The sequence below is a fragment of the Iodobacter fluviatilis genome, assembly GCF_004194535.1.
Lineage (GTDB): Bacteria > Pseudomonadota > Gammaproteobacteria > Burkholderiales > Chitinibacteraceae > Iodobacter > Iodobacter fluviatilis_A.
Window position 1 is genome coordinate 104409 of record NZ_CP025781.1, and the last position, 26148, is coordinate 130556.

Here is a 26148-nt window from a genome sequence, read left to right on the forward strand (position 1 = left end):
CTGTAGGGGTATTTTTAATGATAGAACGCTACTGATGTAGGCCACCAGCCAACTTGGTAATTACATCTGTTTAAACAAATGCGTAAAACTGCGACTCACTTCTAATTTTTCATCTAAACCACTTACTTTTACTAATAAGCGCCCACGTAAATCTTTCACTACGCCTTCAATGGCTTTGCTATTAACCAAAGTAGCACGGTGTATTTGCCAGAATAAGTCTGGGTTCAATTCTTCTAGCAAATCACGCACAGGTTTTCTAATTAAAGCTTCATAGTTTTTTGTTTGTACCCGTGTATATTTTTCATCTGATTGAAAAAACAATACATCGTCCACGGGAATCAAGCGTAGCTCTTGGCCAATAGATGCCTGTATCCACTGTAAATACGCGGGCTTTTTCGTTACTTGCTTCGCAATTTTAGCAATTAAGGCCTGCATATCATTGGGCGGGCTGACTAAGCGTTTTTTTAATCGCTCTACGGTTAAAGTAAGGCGCTCGGCATCGGCAGGCTTTAATACATAATCAATTGCGCCATACTCAAATGCTTCAACCGCATATTGGTCATAAGCCGTTACAAAAACCACATGCGTTGATTGTGAAATAGCCTGAGCCGCTTCCAAACCTGTGGTACCTGGCATGCGGATATCTAAAAATGCAAAATCAGGCTTATGCTCCAGAGTTAGGCTAATCGCCTCTTCACCATTTTTGGCTTCAGCAATAATATCTAATTCTGGCCAAACCTGTGCCAAGCGTCGCTTTAATTGATCTCGCATTAAACGCTCATCGTCGGCAATCAGCGCAGTGGGCATAGCTCAACTCCCCAAGAAAATTCACACTGAGCAAAACAAGACCCAAGCATCCGATAAAGAATGTTAGGTTTTTCTTCGCTTCAAGCATTATATTACATTGATATTATATTTTTTATCTGGCGCTATATTAATAGCTACTTTATTAAACCGCAGCCAAAGTATAAGGCACTTCAATCGTAATATAAACACCACTTGGTTTATTTTCACCAATTAAAAATTGGCTCTGTCCTTTATAAAGAAAAGCTAATCGCTCACGCACATTTTGCAAACCTAAGCCAGTACCGCTACTTTTTGCCATACCAAAACCTAAGCCATTATCTACGACTGTAATACGCAACTTTTGATGCGCCACTTCAGCGCTAACTATTAATAAGCCACCTTCCGTTTTTGGCTCTAAGCCATGCTTAATTGCATTTTCGACTAAGGTTTGCAAAATCATCGGTGGAAAAGCCGCAGAACGTAGCCCTTCAGAGATATTAATCTTAAATTCTAAACGCTCTTCCATGCGCATTTTTAATAAATCTAAATACGCCTGCACCATATCTGCCTCTCGCCCAAGATCATTACCTGAGGCATGCTCACGTATTTTGGGCAAGACTTGGCGCAAATACTGAATCAAGCGATGCTGCATTGCCGCAGCGCGTGGCGGATCTGTTTCAATTAAATACTCAACTGATGCTAAGGTGTTAAATAAAAAATGAGGCTCAATTTGCGCTTGCATCATTTGTATTTTCGCTTCCGCCACTTGCCTTAATAAGGACTCTCTTTCGGCTTCTTTTTGCGATTCTCTGGCTAACGCTTCCGCGCGTTTTTTACCCCCCATTAATACTTTAATACCCAGCATCAAAAGCACAAATAGAGCCACAAAATCATTGATATCAATGTGTGCTTCTAAACTTGGCGGTTCAGCATGGATCAATTTATCATCTGTTTTTTTGAATTGATCGAAGACAAATAAAACATCTAAAATATCGCAAACATCATCAACCAAGCGATTTCTTTTATCCATAGGCAGACCATTCAGCTCATCAAGATCTAGTATTCTTTCCTTGATTTGTTTTTTAATTTGATCTTTTTGTTCCGCATCCATGTCGATATTAATATGGACACTTGCAGGGGGCTGAGGAGGGGTATGATCAACGCTCACCAACAATTTAATTCCATCGCCAATCGCACCCCCTAAAATAAATAGGAAAATAACCAAAAAAACAAATTTAGCCCAACTCAGCTGTATCACCCACACTGCCAAGCGATCAAAAATTAATTTTGAACATTCAAACGCAATTTTAAATTTATCTTGGATATTTTTCGTATTACTCATTCATAACACCATTTTTATCTAATTGCGGCCTAAACCCCTCCGCGCACAAAAGCCTACTACACCGTAAATAGAGTTTACTTATTTATTACCCATTTAAACAATGCATTTATAATTATGCGCCATAGGGCATAAGAAGATTTATTTTTCTGCCTAAAGTTAGCGTGAAAGGGCCTGCCAGCAGAACCGATCTTCTTTTTGCTACAACCTCAATCCTTGGTAATTTAATGATTTGCTCATCACTTTTAGTGGCTTGTGCAAATACTGGAGATAAAAAAAACGACTAACCCAGCAGTAAAGATAAAAGCTTTCATGACATTCTCTCAGCAAGTTAAGATGATGCCACTGTAGCCGACTCAATTTCAGACTTAAATAGCACTGAGACCAAGCGTTTGATTCATGAATTAAACTGCAAAAAACAGCCGCTAGGATGCAAGCCCATCATTGCAGCTTGCTCTATCGCTTGGTTTATTTCACTTCGCTAGCCACCACTGGGCCCTGCTTTTTACGGGCTTTTTCGGCCGCCTGATAGGCAATATAATAACGGCTCACTGCAGATACATAATCCACCATGCCTTTGCTGACCGACTTTAAAGCCACTTTTTCTACATTCCCCAGCCAGCGGTTGCGATCCAAGCCCTGAGCCGCCGCCTGATTACGCAATTGCTGTACACGCCCCTCGCCTGCGTTGTATGCAGCAATCATAAAATACAGCTGATCCTCGTCATTAATGCCGGGGTTATTAAAGAAATCACGCAAATGCCCTAAATAGCGCGCCGCTGCAGTGACATTACCCTCGGCATCATGTGGGTTTTTCACCCCCATATTGCGCGCCGTAGTCGGGTTGATTTGCATCACGCCCGTGGGGCCTTTTTTTCGCACCACAGAGTTCAAACCCGTTTCTTTTTGCCCAATTGCAGCCAGCAGCAGCCAATCTAGATTATTTGCAGCTGCCACAATTTGAAACACCGGTGCAAAAAAGGCCAATTTATCTAAAGAGCTGAGCTTCTCAGTAGACTGCACCTTGCCGTCTGCCACCAAAAAGCGCCGCGTCGCCTTCGTCGCACGATCTAACAGCCCTGCTTTGTCTGCAAAGTGATTCAAAGTAGAGAGCAAAGCGCTGTCCTCTTTACGCACCGCCCAAGCAACCGGCACACGTTCTTCTACACAGCTCGCTGATACTTTAAGTTTAGGCAGCGTTTTACCCCATAGATCAACAATAAAACGGCTTGCCAACGTGGTTTTCTCAGCGCCTTTACTGATTTCAGCCAAGAGCATTTCGCTGTTGACACCTGGCCCCGCACTCTCTACCTCAAACTCCGCATGCCCTGCTTTACGTCTTGATTCGTTAAAATCTGCTATCAGGCGCTGAGCATAGCTGGCCGATGGCAAAACTAAGCTTTGTCTATCTTCTGCGCCAACGGTGCACCATCTATCTTGTAAATAAGGCGTTGAAAAAGCCACCAACTGCTTTGCTCCTTCAGTCACAGGCATTAAACCCGCAGCAATATCACCCCGCCCAGCTCGAAGTGCGGGGATAAGCTCACCTGTATCCACTGGAATAAACTGTAAACGAAGTGGCGGCTGACTTTTAGCCCGCCCCTGATTGAGAAATTTTTCAAACTCGATGAGCATGCTGTACTCCACCCCGTATTGGAGACCGTTCTTAATAAAGAAGGTCGACGGGCCCAGCGCCACCAATACCCGCAGCCGCTCAGGTGGGTTACTTGGGTCAAAATCTTCGCCTGTTGCCGCCAATTGCGTTGGCTTACTTAAGGTAGGATGCGTACTTTTTACACTCGCCACTGGCTTAGCCCATAGCGGTGTCCCAAGCAGCAAGCTTATTAATAAGCAACAGCGCATCAAGGGTCTTATCATTCGCGTTATCCGAGTTTGCTTAAAAGCGTTTTTGGACAAATTAAGCACAAGCAAGCTTGCATATGCGCTCAACACTCAGAGCGCAAGCATGATTGTTCCTACACTTGCAGGTATCGGCCATGCCCGTCTAGCCGTATAATCGCATCTTTAGTTGCTTGGCAAATCAATAATCGCCGTCTTTTAAATGGCAAACTATGTCACAGCCCATTGAAAACTGAGCGAAAATCTCGGGAAAAAAGTAAAGAATGGCTAACCCGCAGTTTACCGTGCGTAAATCAGGATGACTGCCAGCTTTACACCCTATTGGCGCTTCGTCGTTGTTTTTCAACAGCCTGATAAATCCAGCGTGCAATATCTGCCGTATATATTAAGTAGCAAGCCTAAACGTTAACAAGGTACCAAATGCCATTACTCATTGTAGAAAACGCCCATCTCGCCTACGGCCACGTCCCACTTTTGGATGGTGCCAGCTTTAATCTTGATCCCGGCGAGCGCGTTGGCCTCATTGGTCGTAATGGTGCAGGTAAATCATCCTTACTTAAAACCGTTGCGGGCGAAAACAAGCTAGACGACGGTATTATTCGCATCGAGAATGGCGCAAAAATGGCTTTTGTTTCGCAAGAGCCGATTTTTGACATGGAGCAAACCGTCTACGAAGCCGTTGCAGAAGGGCTGGGTGCTGTACGCCAGGTCTTAGTGGATTACCATGCAGCCTTACTCACACTCGACGACACCGAAGAAAGTCTAACCCGCTTAATGGATTTACAGCATGAGCTAGAAGCGCAAGACGGCTGGCGGCTCGACTCCTTAATTGCATCGATTATGTCGCATTTAGATTTACCTGCAGACACAAAGATTGGTGCGTTATCAGGCGGATGGAAGAAGCGCGTGGCATTAGCCCGAGCCTTGGTTTCAGAACCGCAGCTACTGCTATTAGACGAGCCAACTAATCACTTGGATGTCAGCGCCATTGAATGGCTTGAAGAACTGCTCAAAAACTTCGCCGGCAGCGTGTTGTTTATTACCCACGATCGTCGCTTCTTGGATAATATTTCTACCCGTATTATTGAGTTAGATCGCGGTAATTTGACTAGCTTCCCAGGCAATTTCAAAGCCTATGAAGTCAAAAAACAAGAGCTGATCGAGCAAGAAGAATTTACCAACAAGAAATTTGATAAAGCCTTAGCTCAAGAAGAAGTATGGATTCGCCAAGGCGTTAAAGCCCGCCGCACCCGCAATGAAGGCCGTGTTCGCCGCCTAGAAGCGCTGCGCATTGAGCGTGGCGAGCGGCGTGAACGCGTTGGCAATGTTAGCTTTAAGGTGGATGCTGGCGATAAATCGGGTAAGTTGGTCGCCGAGCTAGAAAACGTCACTAAGGGTTATAACGGCCGCACCTTGGTGAACAACTACAGCACACGCTTGATCCGTGGCGATCGTATCGGCCTAGTCGGCCCGAATGGCGCTGGTAAAACTACGCTGCTAAAAATGATTTTGGGTGAACTACAACCCGATACCGGCGTCGTTAACCTCGGCACCAATTTGCAAGTTGCCTACTTCGATCAATTCCGTGAACAGCTCGACGAAAACGCCACCGTAATCGACACCATTAGCCAAGGTAACGATTTCATTGAAATTGGTAACCAACGCAAGCACGTTATTGGCTATTTAGAAGAATTCTTGTTTGCACCCGCTCGTGCACGCAGCCCTGTAAGCTCGCTGTCTGGTGGCGAGCGTAATCGCTTGCTGCTGGCCCGTTTGTTTACTCGCCCAGCCAATGTGTTGGTCTTGGATGAGCCAACCAACGATTTGGATATCGACACCTTAGAGCTATTAGAAGAATTACTGTCTAATTACACGGGCACGGTATTCTTAGTGAGCCATGATCGTGAGTTCCTAGATAACGTGGTCACCCAAGTGATTGCGTTTGAAGGCAATGGTGTTTTGGTTGAAAACGCGGGTGGCTATGCCGACTGGATGGAAGCCAAAGCACGCATGGCTAGCCTTGTACCAGTAGTGAACGCTAGCCCAAAAAAATCGACAAACTCTGCGCCTGCCACCACAAAATCTGCTGAACCCGCTAAAAAGAAACTATCGTTTAACGATGCGCGCCTTTTAGAGCAATTACCCCTACAGATTAGTGCGCTTGAAGCGGAAAAAACCGACATCCAAGAGCAGTTGCTCGATGCCAGCATTTATCGCAACGGCCCAAAGCTGGCTCATCAAATGCAACTACGTATTGAAGAACTAGATGCATTGATTCTTGAAAAAATGAATCGCTGGGAAGAGCTAGACGCTAAGTCTTAAGACCTAAGCGCTCGCCTTAATAATGCGCTTAGCTTGCCTCAAGCACTTTTTTTTAAATGGCAAGGCGTGCTTAATTTACTCGGCGCAATGCCTTTTGTGCAGAGTACTTCAAGCGCGCCTGCGTGATTAAACCAAGGGTGCCTTGAGGTTTCATTTAGTTGGCGCTAAGCCCTCGATGACTTAGTCAAATTTACAGCCCTTGCCGACGACCTGCTAAAGCTATGAACTGGATTTCCTCGCGATTACTTCGCACCAACGGCTCTACCTCCTCGCTTAGCCTGCTACGTGGTGGACTCATTCTGCTTTACACCGTACTAACCATCGTTACTCTGCTTGCCTTGGTGTGGGTTTCCACCAGAGACTATCAAGAAACCATCAAAGAAGCCGAACGGGGCAGCTTGTCCTTAGCACGCTCCTTAGACGAGCACACCACCCGTACCATGGTTTCTGTTGAGCAAGCCATGCAAAATATCGTGGAAAATCTCAACCAGTTTGGCGGCTCAGAGCGTGCTGACGAGCTGCAAATGCACTTGGTTTTACAAGATAAAGTAAAACTTACTCCACAAGTTCGCGGCATTATCACCATAGATAGCAAAGGTCTGATACAAAGCCATGGCTTGGAATACCCTGCCCGACACATTAACTTAGCCGATCGCAGCTATTTTTTGTATCACCAGCAGTTCAAAGACACCCACCCTATGATTGGTAACCCCGTACTCAGCCGTAGTGATGGAAAGTGGCTCATTCCAGTTACCCAACGCATTCAAAAACCAGATGGACAATTTGGTGGCGTGGTTTTAGCGGGCGTAGAGCCGCAGTATTTTATTCAGTTTTATCAATCACTTAAATTGCCTCACGGTAGCCAAGTCCACTTACTGCGTAGCGATGGGGTTATATTACTGAGCTACCCTTTTGATGAAGCACAAATTGGCCGCAACCTACGCGAAACAGACCCGCTATTGTTTGAACAGCGCCGCCTGCAAGGCTCTAGTGTCTATCCAAGCACCGAAAACAATGTGAAGCAACTTACCGCATTTCATACTAGCCAAAGCACCCTGCCGCTTATTATTTTAATTTCAACTGACCGCAATATTCTATTAAATCGGTTCACTAACAATTTAATTACTCGCTCCATAGCGGGCATCGGTTTTTTACTGATTATTTCTTGTCTACTTTATTTACTTTTGCAGCAATTACGCCGCATAGAAAGCATTGAAGCTAAACTACATTTAACGCAATTTACCGTGGATGAAGCGCCCGATATTATTGTTTGGGCTGATTTTTCTGGCCAAATTTGCTATGCCAACCGCGCCACATCAATCAGCACTGGCTATCAAGCCGAAGAGCTATTAAAACTACGCTTTTTTGATATTTTTCCGCAAATAAAGCACTCAGAATGGCATGGATTTTGGCAAACACTCAAGCAAGTAAAACGCTTGCTTTACCCCACATACCAAATTAATCAACAGAATGGGCAGCTGCCGGTTGAAATCACCTTTAGCCATATCACTTTTCATGATGCCGCCTATTTATGCGCCACGGTACGGGATATGACCGAGCAGCAAAATAGCGAGCGTGAGTTACGCCGCCATCGCGATCATTTGCAAGATTTAGTTAAAGAGCGTACCACCGAAGTACGCAGCGTATTAGATGCCAGCCCCTTGGCGATTATGCTTTCGGTTAAAAACACGATCCGTTTAGTTAATCCTGCTTTTGAAGCATTATTTGGCTATAGCGGCAGTGAAATAACCGATATGCCGACCGATACGCTACATGCATCAGCACATCAATTTAGCTCTTACAATCACCCTATTCGTGAAGCCATAAAAAACAAGGGCATATTTCGAGGGGAAATGGAGCTATTTCGCCACGATGGCTCTAGCTTTTGGGCCATGGTCTACGCCAAAGAGCTGATTACTGGCGACATCAGCAAGGGGCTTATTTGCGTGATTGAAGACGTTAGCGCCGCCCGAATTGCCGCACACGCGCTCAAGCAATCCGAGCGCCTTAAACGCACCATTATTGAAGGTACGGCCGATGGCTTTATTCTTATTGATAATAAAAATAGAATTGTGGATATCAACCAAGCCTTTTGCCAACAACTCGGCTTAAAGCGCGAAAACCTTATTGGGCAACAACCTAATCAACTCTGGCCAGATAAGGCCGGTGCCATTTTTCCGCAGGATTTGGCTGCACATAATGGCAGCAGCAATCACGTAGGCGAGGTGACGCTGCGCTCTGTAGATGGCAAAAACCGACCCTTTTTAATTAATTCCGCCTGCATTAGTGACGAAAATCAACAATTAGAATACGCTTTTGCTTTTTTAACTAATATTTCTAAATTAAAAGAAGTTGAGCATAATTTGCTTGAGGCAAAAGAAGCGGCAGAAGCCGCCAATATGGCAAAGTCACTGTTTCTTGCCAATATGTCCCATGAATTACGCACACCGATGCACGCTATATTATCGTTCTCCGAAATTGGCCAATCCAAAGTGGGAACAAGCGATAGCGCTAATCTAAGCCGCTACTTTGAACGCATTCATTCTAGCGGCAATCGCCTGCTGATTTTACTGAATGATTTGCTAGATATGTCACGGCTTGAAGCCAATAAAATGCGCTATATAAAAATGGATCACGATCTAAAAACCATTGCTAAGCAAGCAAGTACCGAGCTTGCCACTCTATTGTTTAGTAGGCATATTCATCTCAATTTAGATGCGGGATTGCCGCAGCTCATGCTTTGCTTTGATAAAGCGCGCATTACCCAAGTCATTATCAATTTGCTTTCTAATGCGATTAAATTTAGCCCTGAAGGCAAAGAAATTAATATCCATTTTATTCAAAAAGCACAGCTTGCCAATGGCCAAGCCGCAATGGGCCTAAGCGTAAGAGACTACGGCCCTGGTATTCCAGAGGACGAGCTTGAGCTTATTTTTGATAAATTTATTCAGAGCAGCAGGCTAAATAACCATGCCAGCGGCACAGGGTTGGGGCTAGCGATTAGCCGTCAGATTATGAGTGATCACGGTGGGGAGATTTATGCTCGCAATGCTGAAGGCGGAGGAGCCATTCTCAGTATTCTACTCCCACTAGAACAGCCCCCTATTGCATAATTACTCCACCAAACAATAGACCATATCTTCTGGATTTTGCTCTGGCTTGCCCAACCAGCAGCTACCCCCTAAGCGTAGCGAGCCTGCCAGTGAGGGATCGGGCACATCTTGCTTATCGAGGATCAGCGTAACATCGCAAGCCAGCCCGTGGCCCAGCGCAAGCTTCAGCAGCTCTCTTAAAGAGTTGGCGGCTTCACCGTCTGGCTGCAAAGCCGAAAACTGCGGCAAGCGTAGCGGCCCCAGCCGTAGATTAAGCTTAGTTTGCCTATCCCAAATTCGATCACCCGCAAAGGCTGACACCCCCAGCTCACAGCTACTGCCTCCAAGCTGGCTTTGTTCTGACTCGGGTAAACTCATCCACTGCCCAGCAAACTGCACTAGCTCAGCTCTAAAACCAAAAAAACCTTCAATCAGTGTGGTCAAAGCCTGACCGGACATCGGCTTTTGGCTTAAAAGGCCTGCATAATAGACAAACAGGTTTTCATTTTGCAGCGCGCCCTTGCCCATTTGTGCACGCAAAGCGCTGAGCCCCATCCCGCCCAAATCAAGCAGATTGCGGCTAAAGCCATCCTGCTCACCACTTTCTGCCTGCAACCAAAAGCGATATTTTTTCCATGCGCCGTAAAACAAAGAAATGGCACGATGGCTAAAAATATCTAAAAAAGTATGCAGAGTAGGATCACGAAACTGCTGACGACGCTCGATCAGTAGCTCGGTGTAGCAATTAGGCAGTACGCCGCTTGGGCCAGTCAGCCCCATAAATGCGACTTCTAACTCATTAATTTCACCGTCTTCAGTCTGCACCGCGCTATAGCGGGTTAACTCACTGGCAGGAAAAGCCAAGTTGGCCAGCGTGCGAAAGCGCAAGCCAGCCGGCAGAGGGCCGCGCCGGTCGCCACGCTTTCTGGCGGCCAGCCCCAACAACCTTACTGCCTGAAAAAAACCATAACCCGTAGGGTTAGCTAACAGCTCTTGCTCTAAATGACGAGGGCTTCCCCGGCGCGTGCTGGCCATGCGGCAATCTCCTCATGTTTTGTTTTAACGCGTAAGCGGGTAAAGCTGTTTGGTGAGCAATAGAGCGCAAAAAAGCGCTCTAATACGCTGGCAAACAAATAGATACTGCCACCTACATAATATTCTTCGTCCAAAGTTAGGGTGATTTCTGTGCCGCGAACAAAACCAGCAAAATCACGCCCCAACACCCTCGTTACCGCTGGGGCACTGCTGATGGCGGCAATACCCTGAATCTGCCGAGTATTCACCGGCGAATCAGATTGATTGTATAAAACCAGCATTTCTTGCAGCGCCGAGCGGCCAGATTCAATGAGGGAGAGATAATTAAGAGATAAGTGAGAAACCAGTCGCCATTGCAGGCCGCGCTTTTGTGGTGGACGCAAGCTATTGCTCGGTTTACGCAGCAGTTTTACCCGTTTCACGACTGAGTGGCCAGGCAAAGTAAAATCGGTATGCTGCCCAGACTGGCTACCACCAAAGGGAATCATTTCCGGTAGATCACGGTTGCTGCATAACAACTCAAGGCTGAGTACTTCTGCCCCTGGGCGAACTGGATTGAAATCTAGATCGACCAAATGTAATTCTAAATCTGTGCCTTTATCTTCTTGGCGCGGCGAAGCTTCACGGCTGGCGTGCCAATAAAATTTAGGCCCTTCCTTGCTTACGCCGTGGCGAATCGCATAAAACGGCAGCACTTCTTCGCTACTTTCTTGGCTACCTGTTTTTTCCACCCTCACCACCCGCCGCAGCTGCATCACTTCAAATGCCTGCTGCTTACGTGCATCGGCCACAATGGGATAGCTGGTTTTTTGGTGTGTCACACGTATCGGCTCACCGGCCTGCACAAATAAATTCACAATCGGTGTGCAGCCCAATTTAAAGTGCGAAGCCTGCAAGTGATGCAGCAGACGGGCATGGCGCTCAGTATCTGGCCAGCGCTGCAATAAGCACTGCACCACCAGTTTGCTACCGTGAATTTTTAAAGCCACATCCTGCAACTGCTGAATATCAACAAACAAAAACTTATCTGGACAGCTGAAATACTCGGTGAGCAGACGATAACCAAGAAATGACCGTTCGTCGTACTCCAAAACACCCTCATCGCGACCAAAGCCGACGGGTGAAATAGCGGAGGCAGGCAGCGAGCGCGTTCTACCCGGATCATCACTACCATCCCCCACCCGCAAACGAATCGTCCCGGAAAGTAGCAGCTCGTACACCAGATGCATCAGTGCTGGCTCGCCATCCAAAAACAAGCGTAGCGACTGTAGATTAATCCCGCTAATCGGTAAATTGCCATGCGTATTAAATTCTAACGTGAGCACGGCTGCTGCATCAGGGGCAATTCGGCGCAAATTGGCGGAGCTACTGGTCAACTCCAGCTTGGCCTCAGACAACGCCAGCGGGTATAAATCGACCGGATAGCAGGTGCGAAACTTGCAGGTCACCCCCCAATGGCTGGCGCATGCACAGGCTGGCCGCGATCAATCACATAACGTTTGGCGATTTCTGGTCGCTTTGGATCGCACTCAAACTGCACGATGCTTGACGAAGGAATAGGCCGCAAATAATGTGGATAAAGCACATCCAGAAAGCTTGCGGCAATTTCTGGATATTCATCGTCTAATTTTTTGTGGATGCGGGAAGCAAGAAAAGCAAATGATTCGATCAGGCGTTCGGTGTGCGGGTCCTCGCACTGATCCCCTTCCAACTGCAGGCGTCCTGCAATTTTTGGATAGCGACGGGCGAATTCACCTGACAATTCACGCAGCAAACTCAGCTCACGTTCGTAGTACGGCAGTAATGAATCTAGCATGCGGACACTGTTTTTCCAGAGTGAATAGAGATAGGCAGAAGAACAATTCACGTAAAAAATACGTCAATGGCCTACATAAAAGCAGACATTATCGGCCAATACTGAGTAAGATTGAAAGCAATTATTCTCCTTACTTCCATATAGATATTACTACTTATACAAGCATAGTAAATTAGCCCTATACCCTGATTTTTGACGAGAGCTTTTGAAACAATGACTATTAACGAACAATTGGCCACTTTACTAGCCCCTATTTCTGCAGATCAGCCTGCCGGTGAAGACTTAGGCTACTCAATCCTATTTGACCAGATTCGCGAAGCACGCCGTGCCGATGATCCCGGTCTTTCTCAAGGGGACTGGGCTCAGCAGCTCAAAACCGCCGACTGGAGCAAAGTGACTCAGCTATGCAAGCAAGCTATTAGCAAACAAAGTAAAGATCTGCAACTCGCCGTTTGGTATGGAGAAGCACTGGTTAAAACCAATGGCTTTAGCGGCGCACAACTTGCTCTGCTCCTGCTTGATGGCCTGCTAGAGCAATACTGGGAAACTGGCTACCCTGAGTATGACGCACATGACTTGGATGAGCGAGTGGGCAAGCTTGAATGGTTTAACAACCAGATGGGCATGGCGCTGCGCGAAGTAGCACTAACCGACCCTCGACATGGCGGCTATAACTGGCAACAATGGCAAGAATCTCGCGAAGTTGACAATATCGGCCTAAAAGACTCTCAAGCCAAAGAAGCCGCCATTGCAGAGGGCAAACTGGCAGGCGAAATCTTTGATAAAAGTGTGAATGCCAGCGGAGCCAGCTGGTTTAAACAACTGCACCAGCAGCTGGAACATACCCAGCAAATTTATCAAACACTCGACGCCCGTATTGAAGAGCGTTTTGGCCACGCCTCACCTAATTTTGCCGAATGCCGCAATGCACTGAATGCCTGCCTTGAAGTTGTTGGCCGTTTACGCCAACAATGGGGCGAGCCATCTGCCCCCGTCATCCATACCGAGCATGCCGCTATGCCAGCCAGCACTCCAAACTACGCCCATACCAGCACACCAGCGGCCCCAGCCACCACAGTTAGGCAAGGCCCGCTACAAAGCCGAGAGGATGCCGTTCGTCAGCTCGTGGAAGTGGCACGTTATTTCCGCCAAAACGAGCCGCATAGCCCCGTCGCCCTGCTTGCAGAGCGCGCCGCTAAATGGGCCGAAATGAGCTTAGAAGAATGGCTGGGTGCGGTGATCAAAGATGACGCAACGCTCGGGCAGCTCAATGAATTGCTGGATATTAAACGCGACTGATTTAGCCACATTTAAGCTCCAATCTCCACTACGCAGCCACGCAATCTGCCCATCTGCTAAATAGCCAAACGAACGAGGTGGCAAGCTGTACAGCAAGTACGGCCTGCCACCTCGTTAGAATCTAGTTTCTAAAGCAGATTAAAATCAATTACCAAGTTCAAGCTCTACTGCATGCTCTGCATCATCGGTGTTATAGCGCAAGCTCATTTTCTGATCTGCAATACCTTGGCTTACTAAGAATTTCTGCACATTCACTGCACGCGCTAAAGCCGAATCCTTCGCATTGCCAATATCTCTTTTATTACAATAGCCACGCAAAATAATGGATTTAGCATCTTTCATTTGCAGCGCTAAGCTAGTCAGTATTTCTTCTTGCTGCGGGGTTAATTTTGCTGCCATTTTGTCAAACTGCAGCGTATAAGGCTTACCCAGAGCAATTGTTACAGATACAGGCTGCTTAACCCACGATGTAGCAGAAGCATTCTCCACCTGAGCTGCCTGATCTGTGGCACATCCGCTCATCACTCCCACAGCCAGTAAAACTGACGCACTTAACAATAAACCTGAATATTTCATCGATAAAATCCTTTTTTTAACGCAACAAAGCTGCCCTATCGTCATCCTGCATTGCCCATAGCCATACCTGCGCGCGCAAAACGGAAGGTTATGACTAGCACATGCCCTAGAATAAAAGTAAGTAAAAGACACCGGAATTATTTTACCGCAGTTAAAGCGCCGACACTTAGCTGAAAATAACCATAAAATAAAATAAAATAGGTGCCAACCCCACTAAGACTAAGCAACTTGATGCAAAAAAACTTAACCCTTACCCAGCTCAGGCATCGATGAAATTAACGCCGCGCCGCAAGAGGTTATGTGGCCTTCTAAAGCCACAGGTTTACCATCAACCAGCCAATTAGGATCACCTTCCACAATTGGGCAGACGCCATGACCTTTGATCGGGCAGCTGACTTGATCCCCCAGCAAGGCCACAGCCTTACCAAACAACATCGTTTTAGATGCTCCGCTAATCACCACACCGCCATGGCTACTTTGATCGCCGATACGAATCACGCGTTTCATGCTGCCTGCTCCTGTGGCCGAATAATGGCCACACTAAAATGTTCAGTTTCATTAAGCCGTTCAAACTCCACCAACACAGCTGGGGCTTCCAACCTAGCGCTGTGAATCACCGCAATAGCCGTTTGCAAAATGGAGCGCGCCGAGCCCACATCACCCCATTCACGCACGCAATTACTGGCGTCATCAATGGCATTCAAAGGCACGGCGTACTGTTGTAGCGCCGAAGACACCGCAGCCAACCGCGTGCCGCTCACCCCCAGATCACCGCAGTTATGCACTAGCCAAGTGATGCTTTCTGCTTGATCTTTTGCCTCATCTTTATCTTCATTACTAAAGGGATAATCACGTAAGCTTGCATTGACTAAAGCATTATCAAACAGGGCATGAATTTGCCGAGTCATGGGCAACAATTGCTTTTGCTCGATGGTGGCCTGCTCAGACAAGCGTAACTCGGCCAGTATCGGCAGTTGCACCAGCGAATCTTGCCACTGTAGCGGCACACGCCCCCAGCGCTCATCACCATACTGCTGCTGTTTTTCCCAGTAAGGCGTGTAAGTATCGCCCTCACCTTTTTCTTGGGGGGCAGCTGCACTGGTTTGGGCAGGTTTTCTCTCAAAAACACCATCGCCACTGCGGCATAACCAGGCTTGCCCTGCAATGTGTTTTGCGGCTCATCTTGCTGCTTTAACTCATCCCATTCGCCATCTGGAATCCCACGCACTAAAAACGGAGCATCTGCCGCGTAAATCACCACACCCGGTAGACCAGAATCCTGCTGAAACAACTGCTGCACCCTGCTCATTAGCGCACCAGAACCAGGAAAGAACTTTGGCTCTGCCTCAGGTAAAACGGCATGGTCTTGGGCATTCATGGCTTGCAACTGCGCTTGCTTTAGCATTGCCAGCTGCTCTCTCCCTTCGCTTTGCGGGTTAACCTCAAAATAATGCGGCAACCATGCGGCTCCCGACGCAGAGAGATAAACTTCACCCAACACCTGCTGCACAACCAGCTGTAAGGAGCCAAATACATCGTCCTCACCACTTTCTGCTAACTCATCGCGCTCCAGTGCTGTCCAGTAAGCGCCATCCGGCAGCTCCTCCAACCATGCGGGATTATCATTAACCGGCAATGCTTGGCCCCACACACCACGGCACTGCACTTTAATCTGCCGCTCTGTTAAAGCAGCATAATGCTGCTGCCGCGCCGCCTCACGCTGAGCAATACGATCTGCCTCTGCGGCCTCTTGCCCTGCGGCTTGCACTTGAACAATCCGTGATTCCCGCACTTTTTGCCAGATGCGCCATGCCACCCCCAAAATTACAGGCGGGGCCAGATGGGTAAGCAACATGGCTGTTGGGCTCATTTTTTGAAAGCTAATCGGTAAGCCCCACCACAACAGTAGCCACCAACCCGCAAAGAGCCCGCCAAACAGACCCATTGTTCCCAACATATTAAATTCCTTAACTAGATGTGATGTCGCAAGATTACTGTATGCGTCATCCACAAAATACACTCACGTCTATTTCATGGATAAAAACAAGAGTCTATTGGCATTTGATTCACGGCGGCATGGCCTGCATGCTTTGGGGCTAAATAAGGCAAAAGATGCAAGGTGGTATAAGCCTCCCCAAGCGTCTTTCACCCTTATGCGGCCCCCAAAATACCACCAACCCGAAGCGTTGAGCGCAATTGTGAATCAAACGCCAATGAGCTCTAACTAATTTTCACTTTAATCTCATCATTCTTAAGCGTTAGCGCTATTTTTTTCACTGGCTTACCGCTGGCCATTCTAGCCAACAAATCAGCCGATATTTGCGCCAGCACGGTGCGAACCAAAATAGCATCTGCATCGCGCGCGCCGCTATCTACATCCATGCAGCGGTTGGCAATTGATTCAACCAGCTCGCTCGGATATTCCAGCACTGCACCGTGGTTTTGCGCGATACGGCGGGCGATTTTTGCAAGCTTCAGCGCCACAATCTTACGCAATACTTCATCCGAAATCGGGAAGTAAGGCACGATGGTCAGGCGGCCCAGAAACGCCGGTTTAAAGGCTTTTTGTAAGGTTGGGCGCAGAATTTCAATCAGATCATCCGCCGTTGGATCACGTGTTACATCTTCAACCGTTACGCCATGCTCGCATGCGCGCATCAGCAGATCGGTACCCGTATTAGATGTCAGCAGAATAATGGTATTTTTAAAATCGACTTCGCGCCCTTCGCTATCTTCCAGCAGGCCCTTATCAAACACTTGAAAAAACAGCTCCATCACATCGGGGTGGGCTTTTTCGACTTCATCCAGCAACACCACCGAATAAGGCTTACGGCGCACAGCTTCTGTCAGCACGCCGCCTTCGCCATACCCCACATAACCCGGAGGTGAGCCTTTTAGACCCGACACACTATGCGCCTCTTGGTATTCTGACATATTAATCGTAATCAGATTACGCTCGCCGCCGTATAAGGATTCAGCCAGCGCCAGCGCAGTTTCAGTTTTACCCACACCAGAAGGGCCAACCAGCATAAACACGCCCTTAGGCTTGCTTGGATCATCCAGATTGGCCTTAGCAATCTGCACGCGCTCGGCAATTTGCTCCAAGGCATGATCCTGACCAATCACCCTTTCTGCCAGCAAGCTCGCCAGCTTTTGCACCTGTACCAATTCATTGCTCACCATGCGGCCCAGCGGGATACCCGTCCAGCCAGAAATCACATCGGCAATCACGCTTTCATCCACGCATTCGTAAGCCAGCTGATGCTGCTTTTGCAGCTCGCGCAGCTCGGTGCGCTTGGCTTGCAGCGGGCTAATCTTCTTGCCCTTGGCAGGCTTTGCGTCAGCAGACTGAACTTTTAGTGCTTCAATTTCAATAATCACCTGCTGCTGCACCGCCCATGCGGCTTGCAACTGCTGTAAATCGCCTTCTAAGATTTCACGCTGGCCAGTCAGCTCGGCAATCCTTTCGGCATGGCCTTCTTCTATTTGCAGCGCCTTGATTTCGCGCTCAATATTGGCGATCAGCACTTCCACATTTTCGATCGGTGCAGGGCGGCCAGAGCGCGATAAGGCCACGCGGGCGCAGGCGGTATCGAGCACGCTGATCGCCTTATCTGGAAGCTGGCGGCCAGTGATATAGCGGCTGGATAGATGCACCGCGGCCACTACCGCCTCATTCATAATCACCACTTCATGATGCTTAGCCATCGCATCGGTCAGGCCGCGCACCATTTGCACCGCAATGTCTGGCGCTGGCTCGTCCACTTTAACCACTTGAAAACGTCGCGCCAGCGCGGCGTCTTTTTCAAAATACTTTTTATATTCAGCCCATGTGGTCGCCGCAATCGTACGCAATTCGCCGCGCGCCAAAGCAGGCTTTAATAGATTAGCCGCATCATTTTGCCCCGCTGCACCGCCCGCACCAATCAGCGTGTGCGCTTCATCAATGAACAAAATAATTGGCACAGGGCTGGCTTTAACTTCATCAATCACCTGGCGCAAGCGATTTTCAAACTCGCCTTTAACCGAGGCACCCGCTTGCAGCAGGCCCAAATCCAAGGTGCGTAAAGTTACGCCACTCAGCACTGGCGGCACTTCGCCACTCACTATTTTAAGCGCCAAGCCTTCTACCACGGCGGTTTTACCCACGCCCGGCTCGCCGGTTAAAATTGGGTTGTTCTGGCGGCGGCGTTGCAAAATATCGATCATCTGGCGGATTTCTGTTTCGCGCCCCAGCACCGGATCAATCTTGCCTAAACGCGCTTGTGCAGTGAGATCAATCGTATATTTATCCAGCCCTGGGCTGCCACGGCGCGGCGCAGGCTGATCCAGATTCATATCCGGCGCTTCATCAGAAGGCAGGTTCTCTGAATTGGTCGCCGCTTCATTACCATGCTGGCGCAAAGCCACATAGCCCTGCAAAGCGCGCTTGCCATCCATCTTAGCCAGCGTGGCCGAGCTGCCCTGTAAGGTGGCGCGCAAAGCATCATCCTGCACCAGCGCCAGCAGCAAATCCAAAGTAGAAACCGAATCCTGCCCCAGCTCTACACTCGCCAACATCCATGCTTTTTCTAGCCACTTTGGCAGCCAAGTAGACAACACCGGATTGCGCGTATTGCCCGTGCGAAAACGATCTAGCGCCGCATCCAGCTCTTTTTCCAGCTGATCGAGGCTCAAACCCAAGGAATGCAAAGCCGCCACCCCCGCATTATCGTCCTGAGCCAAAATCGCCAGCACAACGTGTTCAATTTCAATCTCAAAATGAGTGCGCGACAAAGCACGACTAGCCGCCTCCTCCACCGCACGGCGGGCTGTAGGGGTAAGACGGGAGATAAGAGCTTTAAGGGGGGTAGACATGGGATGGGTTCCGGAAGGTAATTGGGTTACTCAAACGCTACAGAAAGTTTTTTAGTAAAACTATAGGTAAAATTTTTGCATAAGATAAAATTTATAGTAGTTTGCAAGGCTGGTTAAATTAATTACTTCATGTCAAATGTAAGACCGGCCCCTGTAAACCACTCTAGATTTGACATATTGATTAATTAAGCCCTTTACCATACCGCCTTTATAAATAATATTTCGTGGTCGGCCTTAATTTATTTTTTAGCCCTTCGTTTTGATACATTTTTCTTTTTTTCATCAAAAAACAATACTACTCCCGCTTGTAATTGTGCTTGTTTAATTACAAAAGCAAGACCAATCATCATTAAACATCGATCAAATAAAAAAATAATCAATAAAAAAACGGTAAACACAATTGATAGCGCAGAAAAAACCGGATAAATATTCCTTAAGTTAAGCCCTGCCAACATTAAAACAATACCAACAGGCCCCAGAATTGTCACAGGCTTAAGATATATTATATATTTATCGGGAATTAAAGAAAGTAAGTCTCCTTCCTGCAATAATGACTTATTGTATGTGTTGTCCATTGTTATTTGAACAAATTTTTCATTATTCTTTATAAAAAAATAAGCCGCTCTTAGTACACCAAAAAACAAAAAAATACCGCACGTTATTCGCAACATAAGACCAATACTCGTACCTGACGAGTACGTATAAATAGCAGGACTTGCGAGAGTAAGAAAAGGACAAATCAATGCCACTCCAGAAAGGGCCTTTAAAATATATATATTAAAAGCACCAGTTTCACGCTTCATCCAAAAGTAAATATAAGCCAGTCCAAAAATACAAACTAAAAAAAATAAAACAACTAAAAAAAACCCACTAAATTCGGGCGTTTCTCCTGTATATTTATGCAATATTGCAACTCCACCAACAATACAAAATGCTTGATATAAAACCACTACTATAAGAATAGAAAAAATGGTTTTACATTATTTAACAAACCTTTCATTTAACTATGCTCGCAATATATTCCTTAGCCTTCAAAAGCATGTGGGCAGGTCTTACATTTTACATGAGATAAAATTTACAGTGATTTTAAATGCTGATTAAATTGATTGCTTAATGTCAAATTTAAGACCTGACCCCATAGGTTGTTTTTCAGTTACGAAGCCCAGAGAACACAATACGAATATGCTTAAACTATCGACAACTCTGGGCGGTTCAATACCCGCCCTACACGACTATTTATTTCTTCCCGAACAAATATATTTTAATTTATTCAACTATTAATCAAATGCCCCTTTCCACTCTTTTCGACCAATCACATCAGGGCGAATATTAAATAATTTCCTCATTTTCAAATTAGTACATAAATCGACAGAATCATATTCACTATATGCACGCCATCGGCCACCTTCTTGGACTTCTGATTTACAAGCAATAATTCGTAATGTATTTACTTCAACAGGCTGCAAGGTAAGATTTACACGAATAGGCTCAGATAATTTTCTCGCTTTTCCGCGAGGTTTTCCAAAAAAATTAATATAATCTGGATAGTATTGTGTTGTTAGCAAAGTCCAGCCACCATTTGCATTACAAGCAGCAGAATAAGAGGATTCTGCCCTTATAGACAAAGTCTCATATTGATCATCAAGCCCATTACCAATAGTTCTGCTAAAAATCACTTGGTCATTTTTTTTCATAAAAGCAACAGAAAACCCCAAAGTTGTTGCTGCCCATTTTGAATCTGATTTTTTCAAGCTTTCAAGTACATTAGCATAATTGCCATCTTTGCCTATTACACTTGCATTATTATCAGTGACATAAACACCATCAGCAATTGGCCCACATGCAGCTTCAGCAAAAAAAGTAACGGACAACAACAGAGCACTACATGCAACTAGATGGATTTTTGTATATTTAAATATCATGGCTGTGGGATCTCTAAATGGTAGGCAGGCTCGCCTTTTACTTCCCCCGGAATAATAAATTTCTCTAATAATCCTTGGGCTTTCAAATTTACTAACTTAGTCTTCATCGCTTTATGCAAAGACTGTGGAATAGTACGGGGAGAAACATCAATAACGTTTAATTTTTTATATTGAGCCTCAGAAACACAATGCTTGGAAACACGCAGGCCTTTTTCACTTAAGCTAATTATCTCTGCCTCCATAGCAGCTAAGATCTCACCTTTTGACATACCCGCAGCATTCAACCGGACATAAACATTAACGATCGCATCACCAGTAGCAGCGTACATATCTTTCTGTGAAGCAACTCCTTTTTGTTTAATATTGTCATACATAGTACTAGCTTGACGCTTAGGAGGGCGTAATCCACTCGTTATATTTAATTTATTAATTCCAAGTTCATCTCCAATTTGTTGTAATAAACTCTTTGTATGTTCAGAGATCAGCTCAGGTTTTAGTACATCAGGGAGTATTTCAACTACTACCTTACCATTCGTACGAATAACAGGAACAACCTTAGGAATAGGCTTTTCTTTCGATGTTTGCGTTTCTTTTGGTTGTGGCTTTGGGGTCGCTGGCTTTACTGTCTTCTTGAGCGCGGTAATTGGAGCAATTGCATTAGCTTGAACAACTCCCCCTTTAGGTTGCACTACATGACTACGAACATATTCAAGTGCATGTTCATCAGCATAATCAAGCCCTAACGCACAAAGTACATCCGCTATCAAACTTTGATCTGGTTTTCGACTAACAGGACGAGCAGGCAAGACTAATTCCTGTCCAACCAATACTTTATTAATGTCTTTAATACTATTTTCTTTCGCAATAGCTTCAACCGAACTATTATTCGCTTTAGCAATTTTGTCTAATGAATCACCCCGTTTAACTGTGTATTTCTCGGCGCGATCTATCTCATTCTTTCCTTTTAATTTACTAATTATAAAAGGGCTAAGTATCCCTAAAACAATCTCACCAATTCCACTAATTTGAACTGGCTTAGTTCGACCCTGACCATCTGTTACGCCTTTAATTACCCGAACAGTGTCAGCTTTCTGAGTCACTCCTGGATGCTGGCTAGAGTTTTTTTTTGGCAGCACAAGTACATATGGCTGCCCAGCTTTAAAAGCACCATCTGCGTCTTTCAGCTCAAACTGAAGCCCTGCATTAACTTTAAGTGCTGCCTCTACTTTAGGCAGTAAAGGTTTTATTTTTTTTAAATATATCTTATAGCTATCGCGGGCTTCTGGCCCTTTTTTATGTAAATTAGAAAACCAACCGTCATGATGAAAAATATAGGCATATTCACTTGCCTTACTTGCATCAAACTTAGCAGCTTTTTCTTTACAAACTATATATGAAACAAATAATCCAAATATTCCTTTCTCAGCATCAAAGCGGTCTCTTGGCAAAATAAGGTCCAAAGGAAATCCAAGTATCCTATTTGCATCTTTCCCCTTAGCAACATCATTGGCCAATCCATTCACATATTGAGATATTCCAGCAGCAGATGTTGTACCAGCGGCTGCATCAGGATTAAGTCCAGACTCCACTTTAGCTATTAACAGTAACATTGCTATATCGTGATAAGATAATTGATAGCGAACACCAATTTCAATGATTTTTTCAATAATACGCTTTTGTACTTCAAAGCTAACATCACCAACAATGCGTGAGTGTCCAGCTAAAGCCCCTATTGGTTTATCTATATTTGGGCACACACTTAGATATGAAGTATCAACAATTTGATCTTCTCTGTATGCTGCCCCTTTTTTACAACGCAACAATTCAAATAGATTACTCATTTTATCGAAAATCTTCCATTAATTTCATTTAAACTATATTTTTTCACATCTACAACATAACTGCGTTCAAGCGTAGTTAGTATATTCTTATTGTTAGCAATGTGTTCTACTACAGCACCATCAGCAAAGTAATCTATTTTTTCATCAAAATCGCCATGGCCACCATAAGTCATATAATAAATTCTTAAATAATGCTTATTTTCGTATTTAACACATGACCAATCCTTTACAAAAAGATCCTCAATTGTTCCTGCTTTACGATAATTGACTAAATCTTTTTCACTAAAAAAAGGCAACTTCATTACCACATTACCATATTTTAAAGCCTGTGATTTTGAAACACACTCATTCAAATCTCCTTGAACCGCTTTGCAACTAACTGAATAAATTACTTCCTGCCCACCACAACTTGATTTGGTTTGCCAAGGCAAATTAGCCGCAGATATTCCACAAGATATTAATAGAAAAGCTAAAGGTGCAAGTTTCATTCTTCTTCCCAGTAAAAATTAGCCCCAATGCGATCAAGATTTACTTCATCTTCATCCCACTCATTCATAAATATTGGTGTGAACTTTACTTCTGATGATTCTGATGTGTGAGCTGGCATGCTTAACCCCTCTCCATCTGTTCGCCCAAATATTTGTTTCCCATTTGGAAATTCCATCATATAAGGCTGATTAGCCACAGCAGAGCCTTGATCATCCTTAAGTTGAAATATTCCTGAGTACGAGGACTTAAACTCTGGCATACGGAAATTTATTTTTTGCCCCCCACTCAACTCATGACTAGCCCCCTTAATACTCACTTCCCCCGGGCAATGAATTTCTATATTGCCGTCTTTTATCCGGATATAGCCGCCGCCGGATGTAAAGAGCAGTTCATTACCTGCTGCGATTTCTGCTTTTTCTTTGCAGGCGGTGATTTTAACGTTTTTATCAGCGGTGATTTCAATATCGTCGCTTTGGGCTTGCAGCTGGATTTTGCCTTTGGCTGCGATGATCTTCAGCGCGACTTTATCTTTTACCCCTGCCACAAATAGGCTGATGTGCTGGCCTACGTTGTGAATCCAGCGGCGGCCAGAGGTTTGGTTGGTGTCTCTTTGGGCGACCAAATCTAAGTTAGTGCCTGCGGTGTGCGTCTGGCTTTGCGGGCTGGTGATGGCTACGCCGTCTTCCCCGTGCAGCAGGATAATTTTTTGCTGGCCGGTTTGGTCTTTAGATTTTGTTTTGCCGTCTTTATCCGTATTGCTGCCCGCTTCAAGGCTTTTACTGGCGTGCACGTGGTGGTAAAGATGGCCAGAGCTGGCTGCGCTGCCTGCGCTATTATCCGCCTCAACGGTTTTGCCTTCGCCGCCGGTTTCGATGCTGTCAGCAAGCTGGTTGGTGGCCGTTTCGCCTAGGCTTTGGGCCAGTGAAAATGCTGATTCAAGCTGGCTTTGGGCGGGGCTGTGGTCTAGCTGCTTGCCGCTAGCGCCGCCTTTGGCTTCGGTGCTGATCAGCAAGCCGCTGGCGCGAATGGCTCCTTGTTTGTCGCTGCGTAATTCAAAGCCTTCGCCGCGTGCTTCGCCTTTGCCATCGGTGCGCGGGTGGATCAGATAGCCAAGATTAAGCTGGGTTTTACCGTGCTCGCTGGATAGCTTGGTGCGCACTTCATCCTTGGTATCGTCAAACAACAGCTCGCCGTATTGGCCGCCCTCAAATTCTTTGGTTTTGATGCCAGATAATGTTTTGTTGGCGGGCAAAGCACCTGCACCGCTAAATGCTGGCACAGGATGACTACCGTTGTGGACTACGCCAGTGATGATGGGGCGGTCGATGTCGCCTTCAATAAAATCGACTAAAACTTCCTGGCCGATGCGTGGGATGAACTGGTGGCCCCAGCTTGCGCCTGCCGATGGATAAGCAACACGTATCCAGCAAGATGATTTATCATCGAGGTTTGCGCCAAATTCTGGGTGTTCTGCGGCACGCTGCCAGTGAAATTCTATTTTTATGCGGCCGTGCTCATCCGTATGCACCTCTGCTTGCTGGCTAGAGTCGGCAGTGCTGCCTTGGGGGCCCACCACGGTGGCGGTTTGTACGCCGCGACTTTTGGGTTTGCTGTGTGCTGCATGAGCAAAATGAGGTGTAATCGGCTGGCCACGTCTTTGGGCGGTAAATTCTACTTGATAGGGTGCGGCATCGCTCTTAGCACTTGCATTACCCGCAGCCCCTAGTAAGCTGGGCGCTATCTGTAGCAGCTGCTGCGTTAAATCAGCAGGCAGATTATTGTTAGCTGTAAATTTTAGGTCAGTAACGGCAAATTCCCGCTGCTCAGCGCTGTCCCACTCATGGGCGGGATGCTCTTCTAGCCGGAACCATTGCCCTGCCTGTAAGGCACGCAAGGTGCCAGAGCCGTTAAACGTTTTCTTCTGACTGTCGTGTGCTTGCTGGCGCAGCTGTGCATAGTGGCTAAGGCCTTCTGCATCGCTGGCGTAATAATGCGCCTGTGGATCGTAGTCTTCTAGACTGGCCTGCAGTTGCGATCCGCCATCACCCTGATCGATCCGGCTGGTCTCAAAACTTTGGCTGGTGTTAGTTGCTTTGTAATCAAAGCTGGCGAGCGATACACTGCCGCTGCCCACTTGGCGCTGGCTAGTCCATTCGGTGAGTGCATCTGACTCCTCCGTAGCGTCAGCGCGATGAAAGCGTACTTGCATTTCGCTGGCTTCGGGCAAGGCGTAAGCATCATCAAATACCACTAACTGCACCTGTGGTGAATCACCTGATAGATGCTCAAAGCGCCAAGCCAAGCCTTCCTCATGCATTAAGCGCACTAAAAAATCAAAATCAGATTCACGATACTGCAGGCAGTAAGAGCGTGGTGCGTGCGGGCCGGATAGTTTGAAATCCAACATCTGCACGGCAGCAAACACCGAGCTTTTTGCCTGATGCTCGCTTAAAACCTGTTTGATGATATCGGGAACACTGATGTCCTGAAACACACGTGAAGTACGGCGGTAACGCAGTAGTGCAAAGGGTGGCTCTGCAATCAGCACGTAGCGGGCAAAACCGCCATCTGAGCCAATCAGCTGCACCTGGGTAATCACCCCGCAGCGCTCAATTTCACTGCCAGACGCATCGGCCACCGATAAGACCAGCGGCAGGCCCAATAGAGACTTAAGCTCTAGGGCCGTATCGGCAGATAAACACTCAATTTGATAGCGGTAAGCTTGGCTAATTCCTTCCGAGCCAAGCACCCGCTGTGGTAAAAGCTGCCCACCCCATGCTGATCCATCGCCTAATTGTAAAGAGATTAATCGTTGATTCTGATTAAACGCAGCGGCAAAGCTGCTCAGTATTTGTGACAAAGGCATAGGGAAAATCATGAGCAGTCCAGGTCAAGCGAGTGAATGACAAAATGC

19 protein-coding genes are annotated in these 26148 nt (G+C 46.4%); 3 read left to right on the forward strand and 16 right to left on the reverse strand.

All coding sequences use genetic code 11. The features are described from left to right. Positions 1-60 precede the first annotated feature (60 nt). The 3 genes from C1H71_RS00550 to C1H71_RS00560 all read right to left on the reverse strand — a co-directional run bounded on the left by C1H71_RS00550 (position 61) and on the right by C1H71_RS00560 (position 4003). Positions 61-807, reverse strand: coding sequence for a LytR/AlgR family response regulator transcription factor (locus tag C1H71_RS00550; RefSeq protein WP_130104825.1), 747 nt, complete (start codon positions 805-807; stop codon positions 61-63). A 142-nt stretch (positions 808-949) separates the two neighbouring features. Further along, positions 950-2128 carry a sensor histidine kinase gene (locus tag C1H71_RS00555; protein ID WP_130104826.1) on the reverse strand — a complete coding sequence of 393 codons (1179 nt, stop codon included), beginning with the start codon at positions 2126-2128 and terminating at the stop codon, positions 950-952. A gap of 465 nt (positions 2129-2593) precedes the next feature. After that, positions 2594-4003 carry an MltF family protein gene (locus tag C1H71_RS00560; RefSeq protein ID WP_130104827.1) on the reverse strand — a complete coding sequence of 470 codons (1410 nt, stop codon included), beginning with the start codon at positions 4001-4003 and terminating at the stop codon, positions 2594-2596. Positions 4004-4405: 402 nt separating this feature from the next. Between C1H71_RS00560 and C1H71_RS00565 the strand changes: the two genes are divergently transcribed. Continuing rightward, complete coding sequence (locus tag C1H71_RS00565) at positions 4406-6307, forward strand: ATP-binding cassette domain-containing protein (RefSeq protein ID WP_130104828.1); 1902 nt, start codon at positions 4406-4408, stop codon at positions 6305-6307. 221 nt (positions 6308-6528) lie between these two features. Continuing rightward, positions 6529-9420: a PAS domain S-box protein gene (locus tag C1H71_RS00570; protein WP_130104829.1), complete on the forward strand. Its 2892-nt coding sequence runs from the start codon at positions 6529-6531 to the stop codon at positions 9418-9420. Here the strand turns inward: C1H71_RS00570 and tssG are convergent, their stop codons facing one another. Genes tssG through C1H71_RS21185 form a run of 3 tightly spaced genes read right to left on the reverse strand, consistent with a single transcriptional unit; the run spans position 9421 to position 12250 of the window. After that, the gene (gene tssG / locus C1H71_RS00575) at positions 9421-10434 is read right to left on the reverse strand and encodes a type VI secretion system baseplate subunit TssG (RefSeq protein ID WP_130104830.1); all 1014 of its coding nucleotides are present in this window, start codon (positions 10432-10434) and stop codon (positions 9421-9423) included. It lies immediately after the preceding gene. Then, positions 10398-11882: a type VI secretion system baseplate subunit TssF gene (tssF, locus tag C1H71_RS00580; protein ID WP_262488354.1), complete on the reverse strand. Its 1485-nt coding sequence runs from the start codon at positions 11880-11882 to the stop codon at positions 10398-10400. Before tssF ends, tssG begins: the two co-directional genes overlap by 37 nt. Next, complete coding sequence (locus tag C1H71_RS21185; RefSeq protein ID WP_262488355.1) at positions 11879-12250, reverse strand: type VI secretion system baseplate subunit TssF; 372 nt, start codon at positions 12248-12250, stop codon at positions 11879-11881. The genes tssF and C1H71_RS21185 overlap by 4 nt, the downstream gene beginning before the upstream one ends. A 213-nt stretch (positions 12251-12463) precedes the next feature. Between C1H71_RS21185 and tssA the strand changes: the two genes are divergently transcribed. Then, positions 12464-13549, forward strand: coding sequence for a type VI secretion system protein TssA (gene tssA, locus C1H71_RS00585; RefSeq protein WP_130104831.1), 1086 nt, complete (start codon positions 12464-12466; stop codon positions 13547-13549). 144 nt (positions 13550-13693) lie between these two features. Here the strand turns inward: tssA and C1H71_RS00590 are convergent, their stop codons facing one another. From C1H71_RS00590 to C1H71_RS00635, 10 genes are all read right to left on the reverse strand, one after another. After that, positions 13694-14125, reverse strand: a complete 432-nt coding sequence (locus tag C1H71_RS00590; protein ID WP_188053464.1) for an OmpA family protein — start codon at positions 14123-14125, stop codon at positions 13694-13696. A gap of 243 nt (positions 14126-14368) precedes the next feature. Further along, positions 14369-14632, reverse strand: coding sequence for a PAAR domain-containing protein (locus C1H71_RS00595; RefSeq protein WP_130104833.1), 264 nt, complete (start codon positions 14630-14632; stop codon positions 14369-14371). Continuing rightward, a complete protein-coding gene (locus tag C1H71_RS00600) occupies positions 14629-15033 on the reverse strand; it encodes a hypothetical protein (RefSeq protein ID WP_188053466.1) in 405 nt (134 codons plus the stop codon). The genes C1H71_RS00595 and C1H71_RS00600 overlap by 4 nt, the downstream gene beginning before the upstream one ends. After that, positions 15030-16082 (reverse strand): hypothetical protein, encoded by a 1053-nt coding sequence (locus C1H71_RS00605; protein ID WP_130104835.1) that lies wholly within the window; start codon positions 16080-16082, stop codon positions 15030-15032. Before C1H71_RS00605 ends, C1H71_RS00600 begins: the two co-directional genes overlap by 4 nt. A 263-nt stretch (positions 16083-16345) precedes the next feature. Next, positions 16346-18982, reverse strand: a complete 2637-nt coding sequence (tssH, locus tag C1H71_RS00610) for a type VI secretion system ATPase TssH (RefSeq protein ID WP_130104836.1) — start codon at positions 18980-18982, stop codon at positions 16346-16348. A 239-nt stretch (positions 18983-19221) separates the two neighbouring features. After that, a complete protein-coding gene (locus tag C1H71_RS00615; RefSeq protein WP_130104837.1) occupies positions 19222-19887 on the reverse strand; it encodes a hypothetical protein in 666 nt (221 codons plus the stop codon). Positions 19888-20259: 372 nt separating this feature from the next. Then, positions 20260-20904, reverse strand: a complete 645-nt coding sequence (locus tag C1H71_RS00620; RefSeq protein ID WP_130104838.1) for a hypothetical protein — start codon at positions 20902-20904, stop codon at positions 20260-20262. After that, on the reverse strand, positions 20901-22745 hold the full coding sequence (locus tag C1H71_RS00625; RefSeq protein ID WP_130104839.1) for a LysM peptidoglycan-binding domain-containing protein: 1845 nt from the start codon (positions 22743-22745) through the stop codon (positions 20901-20903). Before C1H71_RS00625 ends, C1H71_RS00620 begins: the two co-directional genes overlap by 4 nt. Further along, complete coding sequence (locus C1H71_RS00630; RefSeq protein ID WP_130104840.1) at positions 22742-23233, reverse strand: hypothetical protein; 492 nt, start codon at positions 23231-23233, stop codon at positions 22742-22744. Before C1H71_RS00630 ends, C1H71_RS00625 begins: the two co-directional genes overlap by 4 nt. Continuing rightward, positions 23230-26100 carry a type VI secretion system Vgr family protein gene (locus tag C1H71_RS00635; RefSeq protein ID WP_130104841.1) on the reverse strand — a complete coding sequence of 957 codons (2871 nt, stop codon included), beginning with the start codon at positions 26098-26100 and terminating at the stop codon, positions 23230-23232. The genes C1H71_RS00630 and C1H71_RS00635 overlap by 4 nt, the downstream gene beginning before the upstream one ends. Positions 26101-26148: the final 48 nt, after the last annotated feature.